General features: G+C 45.2%; 9 protein-coding genes. 3 read left to right on the top strand and 6 right to left on the bottom strand.

Features of this window, described 5'->3' with window-relative positions; all coding sequences use genetic code 11:
- The 4 genes from A3729_RS01215 to A3729_RS01200 all read right to left on the bottom strand — a co-directional run.
- A partial coding sequence (locus tag A3729_RS01215) for a Gldg family protein (RefSeq protein WP_068632993.1) occupies positions 1–1,803 on the bottom strand: 1,803 nt, incomplete at its 3' end.
- 12 nt (positions 1,804–1,815) lie between these two features.
- On the bottom strand, positions 1,816–2,550 hold the full coding sequence (locus A3729_RS01210) for an ABC transporter permease (protein ID WP_068514694.1): 735 nt from the start codon (positions 2,548–2,550) through the stop codon (positions 1,816–1,818).
- Positions 2,547–3,497: an ABC transporter ATP-binding protein gene (locus A3729_RS01205; RefSeq protein WP_068514691.1), complete on the bottom strand. Its 951-nt coding sequence runs from the start codon at positions 3,495–3,497 to the stop codon at positions 2,547–2,549. The genes A3729_RS01210 and A3729_RS01205 overlap by 4 nt, the downstream gene beginning before the upstream one ends.
- Positions 3,472–3,690 carry a hypothetical protein gene (locus A3729_RS01200; protein WP_068514689.1) on the bottom strand — a complete coding sequence of 73 codons (219 nt, stop codon included), beginning with the start codon at positions 3,688–3,690 and terminating at the stop codon, positions 3,472–3,474. Before A3729_RS01200 ends, A3729_RS01205 begins: the two co-directional genes overlap by 26 nt.
- Before the next feature lie 252 nt (positions 3,691–3,942).
- Between A3729_RS01200 and plsB the strand changes: the two genes are divergently transcribed.
- A complete protein-coding gene (gene plsB / locus A3729_RS01195; protein ID WP_068514686.1) occupies positions 3,943–6,429 on the top strand; it encodes a glycerol-3-phosphate 1-O-acyltransferase PlsB in 2,487 nt (828 codons plus the stop codon).
- Positions 6,419–6,886, top strand: coding sequence for a DUF1499 domain-containing protein (locus A3729_RS01190; RefSeq protein ID WP_082872067.1), 468 nt, complete (start codon positions 6,419–6,421; stop codon positions 6,884–6,886). The genes plsB and A3729_RS01190 overlap by 11 nt, the downstream gene beginning before the upstream one ends.
- A gap of 1 nt (position 6,887) precedes the next feature.
- Here A3729_RS01190 and A3729_RS01185 read toward each other — a convergent pair whose 3' ends face one another.
- Entirely contained in the window at positions 6,888–9,089 is a 2,202-nt protein-coding gene (locus A3729_RS01185) for a penicillin acylase family protein (RefSeq protein WP_068632990.1), read from the bottom strand.
- A gap of 193 nt (positions 9,090–9,282) precedes the next feature.
- Here A3729_RS01185 and A3729_RS01180 point away from each other — a divergent pair, with 193 nt between their 5' ends.
- Complete coding sequence (locus A3729_RS01180; RefSeq protein ID WP_068514680.1) at positions 9,283–9,867, top strand: TetR/AcrR family transcriptional regulator; 585 nt, start codon at positions 9,283–9,285, stop codon at positions 9,865–9,867.
- 30 nt (positions 9,868–9,897) lie between these two features.
- On the opposite strand, the gene A3729_RS01175 is transcribed toward A3729_RS01180, so the two are convergent.
- A complete protein-coding gene (locus tag A3729_RS01175; RefSeq protein ID WP_068514677.1) occupies positions 9,898–11,520 on the bottom strand; it encodes a long-chain-fatty-acid--CoA ligase in 1,623 nt (540 codons plus the stop codon).
- Between the last annotated feature and the right edge of the window lie 94 nt (positions 11,521–11,614).

Here is an 11,614-nt window from a genome sequence, read left to right as displayed (position 1 = left end):
GTCCAACTGATGCTGAACATCTCGCAACTGTTTACGAATTTTAAGCTTCTCAACCTGAAAGCTTTCTAACTCTTGGGCTTGCTCATCAGTAAATAGAGCACCATCACCTTCACCCCGTAAACGCTCCAGATCCATCAGCTTACTCTCAGTTGCCTGAAGCTCTTCTTCGAGCAACTCTTGCTGCTCCAGGAAGCGCTCTTCAGCCGCCATACGTATATCTTCAACTTTATCAAAAGGACGATTAAAGCGCCCCTGACTACGAATTTGAATTAGCTCCGGATGCCCCGAAAAGTTTTCCAGAGCATTAACCAGGAAACTACCATTATCGGCCCAAGGCGTGGCAATCTGCTGACCAAAGAAATTCTGAACCTGAATCCACAGTCGATCTGTCAGTAGATCTGAATCCGCAACAATCATCAAGTTAAGCGCCTCACCTTCGCTTATTTCCGGTAAAAGCGTTTCGCTAACTGTTTCGGTTTTCTGAACCTCTTCGGCATCCAAAGAGTCGCCCTCAGCATTTGGCTCATCGCTATCAGATAAGATCTGCTTCTGCACTGTTACACCTTCAGGAAAAGCGGTCTTCGCTTTCCCTGAAACTCTTACAGCAAGGGCATAGCGCTCGCCCGTTGGTTCAAAGTCATTCAATAAGTCTTGAGGGTCTTGCAGATTTGTTAAGAGCTCAGCTTTTTGTGGCATTGACTGTTCACTGCTCGATAACAAGACATTCACTTCCGTCTGACGGTCTTCAAGACTATCCAGGATACCCGCTGAAGACCAGTTCATGCTCTCTAATCCGAACAAGACAATGTCTTCGCCTGAGCTCGCCGTGCTCGGGTCCATCCCTAACAAGCCAATATGTCGCACCGGATTTCGGTTCTGTCCAAGCCCGACAACCATAGAGTTTGCGAAGTCAGTCACGATCACATCTTCGCGCAACTGGAGACCCCAGCCAGGCAGCAACTTATTAAGATCTGAACGTTGTACAGAAGGAATTCCGCTTTGTCCGGCAAGTGCCTCAGAGTACGGGTCGAGAAATACCAAGGTTCTCCCACCCTTCAGGACAAACTGATCTATCGCAAACAACAAACTATCTGAAAGGTTTTGAGGTGCAACAAGCAAGAGCACATCCACCTCAGGAATTTCGGTGGCATTGTCTTCTATCCATTCCAGTTCAAAGCCTTCCTGCATATATTCGACAATCGACCAAGCTGGACGTGTCTGTCGAGTCATATAATCAAAGCCGCCATTGATTTCCACGCCACTATAAATTCCGACTTTAGGCAAAGCCGTCTTTGACAGAGACGAGATCAAACGCGTCAATTCATACTCAAGGAATGCCTCTTTGTCTGGCTGCATAAATGGAATCACTTCTTCTGCGCCGTCTTCATTCTGTACACGCAAGCCAAAGTAAATTTCGTCACCTCGGGAACCTGCTGGCACGCCTTGCAAGCCAGCCAAGGAAGCTTCATCTTCAGCTTCCGAGAAAGGCACAGGATCTACTTTTTCGAAGCTGAGCTTCCCGTCAGATAGACCTACATACTCTTGCAACAATTCTTCGACTCTTTGAGCATAAGTCCTTAAAGCAGGAAGCTGTGAACTCGCTTTATCAGAAAAATACAAGGTTAAGTTCACGGGCTTATCAAGACTTTTAATTATTTTCTTAGTGCCGTCAGACAAGGTATACAAACCATTTTCAGTCAAATCCCAGCGAACACCGCTTAGCAGTTTGGAGCTCACGAGAATCACCACAAACATGGCAATAAATACAATCAATAAACCTTTAGATGATTTTAAATTAGTCATGTCTATCTCCCCTTAATCCGCTTTCTTCATATCAACGACCAAAACAGTGGCATAGAGCCAGGCCGAAATGAGCACAAGAAAATAAACAAAATCGCGCAAATCAATAACACCACGGGATATCGCATCGAAGTGAGTCAGGAAGCTTAGGTTAGCGAAGCCATCAACCAACCACAACGGCGCCCAAGACGAGAAAACATCCTGAACAATTGGAAACCCTGCTACCACCATTAGAAAGCACACCACCAAGGTTAGAATAAAGGCAATTATCTGGTTTTTCGTTGTTGCTGACAGGCATGAACCTATCGCCAAAAAACCACCAGACATTAGCCATGAACCAATATATCCAGCGAAAATCACGCCATTATCAGGCTCCCCAAGATAGTTAACGGTTATCCATAAAGGGAAGGTCAAAAGCAAAGCCAGACCGATAAAAAGCCACGCCGCAAGAAACTTGGCAACCACCAGCTCCAAAGTAGATAGAGGTAAAGTCATTAGCAACTCAATGGTGCCACTGCGACGTTCCTCAGACCATAAGCGCATCGCCACTGCAGGCACCAAAACAAGATATAGCCAGGGAATGAAGTTAAAGAAAGCCCCAAGGTCAGCCTGACCTTGCTCAAAGAAATGCCCCAAATAGAAAGTAAACACACCACTGAGCATTAGAAATATAACGATAAAGATATAAGCGACAGGCGTTGAGAAATAACTCGCCAACTCCCTTTTTAATACAATATTCATGACGTTCATGAGCGACCTCCCGTACGAGCAGCCTGCTCTGCTTCGATTGTTACCTTCCTAAAGACATCATCCAACTGCCCCGTCTCGACATGCAGTTCTTCTATCTGACAATTGGCGGCATGTAACACGGAGTTAATTGGTGCAAGAATCGCCTGCCCATTCACTGGGTAAGCCTTGATTGAACCTGTCGAGTCACTATCAACTGATTCAACCTGCGGTAAAGCTTGCAGCTGTCTGATAATGTCTTCATTATGTTCTGAAAGCCTGACTGTCACCGCGTTATGATGCTCTGACATGGCAGCTAGTTCTTCAGGCGTTCCATCAAAGACGATGGCTCCTTGAGCCAAAATCATGGCACGAGAACAAACCGCACTCACCTCTTCAAGTATATGCGTCGAGACAATAACAATCTTGTCTTCTGACAAATCGTGGATTAACTGTCGAACCTGATGTTTTTGGTTTGGGTCCAAGCCATCAGTCGGCTCATCCAGAATTAGCACTTTGGGATCATGAATCAAGGCCTGGGCGATCCCCAAACGGCGGCAATAACCTTTCGACAGGTTTTCTACCTTCTTGTTCAGAACCGGTTCCAACGCGACCTTTTCCACAACCTGGTCAATTCGGGTCTGCAGCTGAGCCCCAGAAAAACCTCGCACCTGACCGATAAACCTTAGTGATGCGATAACCGTCATATCTGCATAAGCAGGTGCACCTTCAGGCAGATAACCAATTTCTTTCTTGGCGGCAATCGGGTCCGATAAAACATCATGTCCCATTACCGCTATCTGCCCCTCACTGGGTGCCAAAAACCCTGTCAGGATCTTCATTGTTGTTGATTTACCTGCGCCATTTGGCCCTAGAAACCCTAAGACTTCACCAGGTTTGACAGTAAAGCTGATATTATTTACAGCGCAGAAGTCATCAAAATTTTTAGTAAGATTGGAAACTTGTATCATGGTTTACTCTGAATTGAATTAACTCTAGATTCATATTGTTATGATTAACATATTGACTCACGACAGACTCTTCTACAATGCGAGTCGACGGGTCTTCTCTGATCGTAAGGCCCGGCAGGAAAATATAGAGAGCGTACTCTTTAATTTCAAGTGTTTTCAGCAAAGCTTTCAAGGTAGTAATCTTTTGCCCCACAGATTTAACCTTGCGGTTACAAATATGTGAAAGACTTGAGATAAAGCAGCCACAGAGCTGTGATTTATGGCCGACAGCAAACAAGTGAATTTTGCCTTGGGGCAGGCTTGCCTATAAACTAGCCCACCAACATATACTGCTCGACAACTCGATTACATGATTCAGCCCATATACAGAAGTTAAGACGCTGAATGCTTGTAGTAGAGCAACCCGGTACTGCACATAATTGAACTAAACGGAGACCCTTAGTTTATGAGTCATTTTTTCGGATTAAGTTCTTTACTATTTAGCCTGCTAAGAAAAATTCTATTCTTGTGGGTTCGCGTTGAAGTAAAAGGTGCCGACACGGAAAGCCTTAAAATAGACCCGAACAAGCCGGTTTGTTATGTTTTACAATACAGCTCACTCTCTGCTCGTCTCGTCCTCGAAAACAGCTGCATTAAGTCTGGACTCCCTTCTGCCCAAGCACAACTCAAACTCAATGAAAACTCGGTTAGGCGCTCTTTTTTCTTCTTGTATGAACGTCAAGGAAACTGGTTTAAAAAACGCCAAACCCCTATGGTCACTAATCGGCTCAAACAAATCGTCAAGACCATTGCCGAGAGCAATAAAAATTCCGATATAGACCCATTGGACGTTCAACTTGTTCCGGTCACTTTATTTTGGGGTCGCTCCCCCGAAAAAGAAAAGTCATGGTTTAGATTACTTTTTTCTGACGGCTGGGCGGTATCCGGGCCTTTCAAAAAGCTCTTGATAATACTCCTTCACGGCCGTCGCAGCCTAGTACAATTCAATCAGCCACTTTCTGTGCAACAAATGCTCGAGGAAAGTAAGCAAGACGAGAAGATTTGTGCTCGAAAAGCCGCTCGTATTTTACGTGTTCACTTTCGTCGTGTACGCCAAACCGTGCTGGGCCCGAACCTATCTCACAGACAAAACCTCGTTCACGGCATTATTAATAGCGGCCCAGTGAAAGCCGCAATTGAGAAACACGCCAGTGAAGAAGGTAAGACACCAGCCCAGTCCAGACAAATAGCTTTAAGCTACGCAGACGAACTGGCTTCCAACTTACAAATATCCACCATCCATTTTCTTGAACGTTTACTCAATAAACTGTGGAATAAGATTTATAACGGTATCAGCGCTAACAATGTCGACAAAGTCCGTGATGTCACCAAAGATCACGCTGTCGTCTACGCACCTTGTCATCGTAGCCACATCGATTACCTATTACTTTCTTCCAAATTATTTGAAGAGGGAATCATGGTGCCACATATTGCAGCGGGCATTAACTTAAACCTTCCTATTGTCGGTTCAATTTTACGCCGCGGCGGTGCTTTCTTTATGCGCCGAAGCTTCAAGGGCAACCCTCTGTACTCAACGGTTTTCTCTGAGTATATCCACACCATTTTCAAACGCGGCTACTCAGTAGAGTACTTTGTTGAGGGTGGTAGAAGCCGCACAGGACGCACACTTTCGCCTCGCGCTGGCATGGTAGCGATGACTGTCACCTCCTATCTCCGTGACCAACAAAAGCCTATCGCCTTTGTACCCACCTATTTCGGCTATGAGAAAGTATTAGAGGGCAGTTCTTATCAAGGCGAGCTTCGTGGCAACAAGAAGCAAAAAGAGTCTATATTTGGCCTATTCAAATCACTTAAAAACCTACGCCGCTCTTTTGGTAAAGTTAGCTTGAACTTTGGTGAACCTATCTACCTTGAGGCCTACCTGGACCAACACCAAGAAAACTGGCGAGACTTTACGGGAATGCAAACCGAGAAACCGCAATGGTTGTCCGGTTTTGTCGACAAGCTCTCTCAGGAAATCGTTACCGGAATCAATAGCTCCGCTGCGATTAATCCTATTAATTTCACTGCCTTGGTACTACTGGCAACCGAACGCTATGCCATGGATGCGAAAGTACTAGGCCGCGTAATGAACTGCTTCAATAGCCTGTTAAAAGAACAACCTTACAGCGAAGATATCACTTTTGCCGAAGGTGATGGCTTTGACTGGATTGAGTACGCTGAAAATATGCACCTGGTCGAGAGGCAAAAACAAGAACTGGGCGACATTATTAGCCTGACCGATAGAAATGCTGTGTCGCTCACTTACAACCGAAATAATATACTTCACTTGTTCGCAATCCCCTCTTTGATCGCCTGTTTAATGCAAAATAACAGTCGCATTGAGAAAACTCAGCTATATAGCCTGTTCAAATCAATCTACCCTTACATTCAGGCAGAACTTTTCCTTCGCTGGAGCAGTGACGAGGTCGAAACAGTATTTGAAGACTGGCTAAAAGTACTCATCCAACACAAGCTGGTAATTGACAACGGTGAGTACATTACTCGTCCGGCAAGCGGCAGTGAGGCCTTCGTAAACTTGTCCATCTTATCTCGTTTGATCATCCAGACCTTGGAACGCTACTACATAGTTGTTGCCATTCTTACGCGTAGTGGTTCAGGGAAGCTTGATGCCGAAGAACTTGAAAAACAGAGTACACTTATGGCTGAACGCATGTCGATTCTCTTTGGTCTCAATGCCCCGGAGTTTTTTGACAAAGCACTGTTCCGAAACTTCATTGCAACGCTGCAAAAAAAGGAATTCTTAACACTTAATGGCGCCAATAAGTTGGTATACGGTGAAGATGTTGAACGTGTAATAGAGGAAGCAAAATTTGTTCTGAACGCAGAACTCCGCCAGGCAATTATGGAAGTGACAGCACTTGAAGCCTAAGAACTGTGCTCTCTATGTCAGCCTTACTCTGCTAGCGATGACAAGTGGCTGCGCTGTCAGCCCGCTACAACAAAGTGATCCTGAACCTAGTCTCAATTGGTGCCCACCACTGCCTAATTGCGTCTCAACTGAAGCAAGTACCTTTTTTCACAAAATAGATCAGTTTTCCCTATCCATGCCTTTTGAAAAGGCGTGGCCACATGTAGTTGCTAGTGTAAACCAGCTCCCTCGCACCGAGATTTCACATCAATATCAGGGCTATATTTACGCAAAAAGTTATTCTCAAATATTTGGCTTTGTCGACTATTTCGAGGTACTTTATCAAGCTAATACAGAAACATTGAATGTACGTTCAGGCTCTCTACTAGGAATATCTGACCTATTGGTTAACTACCGAAGAACAGAACAACTTCGCGAGTCTTTGCTAACAAAACAAGTTATCTCACCCACGGACTAGCTCAGCTATCCAGGATTTTATAACGTCCGACACGCCAATCGTCTAATCCGGACTTATACCATCGCGAGAAGCGACTATCTGAAGGACCGCCTGCCAAACAAGTATGTAAGCTTGACTCGCCCATATCAGCAATCAAACGCACCGATGGCGCGAAACTGGTGTCACGCCCAGCGCTACGATAAACCTGACCTTGGTGAGGCGTTGCCCGCCCGCCCAGCAAGGGTATCGACTCAGTATCAAAACCGAGCAAGGTCGGCAGCTTCCCTTGGAATACAATATTGTTCAAAGCAATAGTATTCACCTCTCCCCAACTCTGATTATGCTTCTTCGATAACGGCTCCTTTAGTGCTTTGAGTTTATTGAAGGCTGAAAGGTAGGCTTCATCGCGTGTGATATCGCAATACCAGGCAGATTTATCGCTCACTAATATACGGTCAAAATTCTGATAGAAATCGATAAACAATCCACTATCCTGGGATAAGTGCTCAATCACATCGCCACCCAAACCTATCCTCTGCAAACCAAAGACTTCTTTTCTCAGTAAATCATAGAATGCCTCAAAAACTGGAGCGCCTATAGAGTCCAGGTCATAACGGTGATCCCATTGCTTAAGCATCTGATAGAGTTCACCTGTTTCACCATTTGATTCCAGCAGCGGCAATAGAATATCTAGAAACAACCCTGCTTGCTTTGAATAAACGTCCATCTGCAGAGCTTTCATTGATTCGATATCGTGCGTTTTATGGCTCGCCAATACCTCTTCAATTCTACTCGCTCGGTAATCCCCCATCGGCATATTAATTGGATCAACACGCCCCAGGTGGTTTAGATCCTGATTCGCCGTGACTAAATAGCCATTTTCGGGATTATAGGCACAAGGCAAGTCTTCTATATCCACCAGACCCTGCCAATCATTGTTTGAATCACAGCCCGATATTGGCACAAACCCATTCCAACCAGCACAGCGCTTAGGCATTAGACCCGACATCTGATAAGCAATGTTATCCTCAGAATCAGCAATCACCCAGTTCCAGGCTGACTCGATCTTACCCAAGGTAGCCATTGCCTCTGCAGCTGAAGACATATCCCCCATCTTCAAGGCAGCCATAATAGACGCAGCACCTGAATCTGCAGCAGCCCAACGCGTAGCAATGTAATGACCCGCGATAGCCGGATCACCTTCGAGTACGCCATGCTTATTCTCGTAATAACAAAGCTCAACATCCGCTGACTTTTTCCGTTTTATCACCTCTCTGCGAGTAGCGAAATCATGCCAAGCACCGTCTTTCCGATACTGCCCACCCTTACAATCTTCTACCCAACTATCTACCGTATCCATGAAGGTATAAGTCACTCCCCAAGCAACCTGCTTATTGCGACCAACCAACACACCAGGCAAACCGGGCATCCCCATTCCGATTAGCGAACCGCCGCTCCATGATAAGCTTTGCTCACACCAAACATTGGGCAAACGATTTACTTCCAGGTGAGGATCATTGGCCATGATTGCTCGCCCAGATTTTGTACGGCTGCCTGCGACAACCCAATTGTTAGACGCCATCATTCTAGGCAAGGCCTGATTCCAGATCACTTCACGCGGAACAATTCGTTCCTGAAGCTGAATACTCTCCACCAGTTCACGGTCAAAACGCTTAACGTCAATGGGAAATAGTTCAGCCAGAGCTTCTGTAGAGACGCCTGATTGCGTCAATTCAATAAAGAAACGTTCTACTTCCGCCTGCGATTGCGCCAAAGTCAGGTAGCTCGTCATTCGCGATATAAGAATAATATCCTGCACTTTCCAAGGTTCTGCCTGATAACCCAAGAGCTTCATTAAAGAAAATTCACCGGCTGAAAAGCCCGCATTGACACCATCACAGTAGGATTGAATCTGTGATAGTGAGACGACATCGAGCTTATTCAACTCTTGCGTTAAATTGCCATACCAATTTGCTCGCCTAAAGAACTTATCTATTGCCAAAGACTCTTCAGTATCCGAAAGCAGCTCCGTTAGCCGACCCTGCCCAAGTATCCGCATCATTAGCAATTGCGTGCCACGATCTATTGCATGCGCATAACCGCTCCCCCAAAGGGCGTCCTTGAAAGATGATGCTTTGACATGAGGCACTCCAGCCTCATCACGATTAATCGACAAACCTGAAGGCTGAGGCCCGCGAACTTTGATACGTCTCTTATTAAACATCTATGCACCTCGGACTAAAACAACATTTAAATTCCCATTAAAGGGAATATATAACCCAAAATGCTTTTTTTCAACATAAATTCCCACTCATGATCACTTATATTCTTTTTTATTATTGAAACGAATGATTTAGATCTCTTTAGGCATTAGAATCCCTAGCCATAGATAGGCCCATCAATTTAACGGAAGAGAAATGGGAAGAAAGAGCTTAAAAGTAGAACGAGTCAGTGAAATCCTGGATGCCTTTGAACGCTGCGTCGAAACGAAAGGACTGCAAGGTATGACACTGGATATGGTTGCTGAAGAAGCTGGCATGGCCAGGAGGATGATTCGTCATTATGTCGGTAATCGCAAGGAGCTTATTGAAGCTGGTGTAAAGAGAATTATCAGCAAGTTTGAAGACAGTGTTCAACAAAGCATGAACGTAGCTGAACCGGAAAAGCGTTTTGAAGCGGCTTTTGACTACATATTTAGCGAAGCGTTTAACAACCTACCGGCAACACGTCTGGTGGCTGCCTTGTTACCCGTAAGCCTTTACGACCCAGATGTACAAGCGGCAGTGAAGTCTATCTACGACTTCTTTCTGCTAGGGCTAAAGCAGGAACTAGCCGAACTAAACCCTAACATAGATGAAAAAGAGCTTGAGCAAACAGCCTACTCCATCATGTGTTTATCATTTGGTGGAGGCTGGATGGGGAACATTGGCTTCGACCCAAAGCTCAACCAAAAGAACAAGGAACTCGCAAGAGGCTTAGTTCAAAAATTGGGGCCAGAGTAAAAACAGGCATTTTTACTCTGACCTGAATTATCATTCTTTCCATTCGAAACCTTTAAACTGCTCTCGAATCACCTTTTTATCGAGTTTTCCCGTTGCCGTATGCGGTAATTCTTCAACGAATTCACAAGCAGTGGGTATCCACCAGCGGGCAACTTTTTCGTTAAAGAAAGACAGGATCTCTTGCTCATTTAGTGCTGCATTCGGTTTTCTAACCAACACCAACAAAGGACGCTCCGTCCATTTCTCGTGAGCAACACCAATCACTGCCGCTTCAGCCACATCTGGATGATTCATTGCCAAGTTTTCTAGTTCGATACTGGAAATCCATTCTCCACCCGATTTAATAATATCCTTGGTCCGGTCAGTAATTTGCATTCGTGATTCGGTATCCAAATAGGCTACATCACCTGTTTCGAACCAACCACCCGGAGCAAATTCACCCTCCAACTTATGGTAGCCCTCTGTAATAAATGGCCCCCTAACCTGCACGGCACCAGCACTTTTTCCATCCCAAGGCAATTCCTTCCCAGCTTCATCAACGATACGTAGGTCGACTCCGAAAATAGGACGCCCCTGACGTAATAAGGCTTCAGTAATCGCTTCTTCCGGCAACTCAAAATCAGCCGCTGACATTTTGTTATAAGTGCCGAGCGGACTCATCTCGGTCATTCCCCAAGCATGCTCTACATCTACATTGTGTTTGTCTTTGAAGGTTTGAAAGATTGAAAGTGGACAGGCGGCTCCTCCCACCGTCACACGTTTGAGACTGTCAATTGACTCACCACTTTCACCCAGATAGGCAAGCAGGGCCAACCACACTGTCGGAACGCCTGCCGACATCGATATTTTTTCGTCATTGATTAATTTGGTCAGAGTCTCACCGTCAGCCATTTTAGGACCTGGCATCACTAATTTTGCGCCAGCCATGGGAGCTGAATAAACGATCCCCCAGCCATTAACGTGAAACATGGGAACAATCGGCATCACCACGTCCTGGCGCGAAAGGCCAAAGGCATCCGGTAAGCTACTGGCATAACTATGAAGAACTGTTGACCTGTGACTATAGACAACCCCCTTTGGGTTACCAGTAGTACCTGAGGTATAGCACAAGGCAGAAGCTGTGGATTCTTCGAGCTCAGGCCAGTCAAATTCTGGTTCGTATTTAGCTATAAGCGTTTCGTAACACTGGACATTGCGTAAACAGGTTTCAGGCATTTTCGCCTCTGAGGTCAATACGACAAAACCTTTCACATTGGGCATTTTCTCTTGTAACTGCTCTAGCTTAGGTACAAATAAGGAGTCAACGAATAGCCATTGATCTTCAGCATGTTCAACAATGTATTCAATCTGTTCATCAAATAAGCGCGGATTAATCGTATGGCAAACCATACCTGAACAGGAAATCGCATAGTAAAGTTCGAGATGCCGATGATCATTCCAAGCCATCGTTGCAACCACATCACCCTGCTTTAAACCCAAGCCTTTTAGCGCATTAGCTAACTGACGCGTTCGTTGAAAAGCTTCTGCATAGGTATAGCGAAAGCTTGCTTGATCTGCGGTAACCGAGACAATCTCTTGCTGGGGATAAATTTTGTCAGCAAACTCCATCACTGAAGTTATGGTTAAAGGCTGATCCATCATGGTTGAGATCATTTGCTACATCCTCTTGTTATAAATATTGTTCTTATTTATTAATCTATTGGCGAGTTACACAAAATATTGTTCATCATCTTCATGCACTTCAAAC

This window comes from Oleiphilus sp. HI0043 (assembly GCF_001634935.1).
This window is presented reverse-complemented; position numbering and strand designations above follow the sequence as displayed.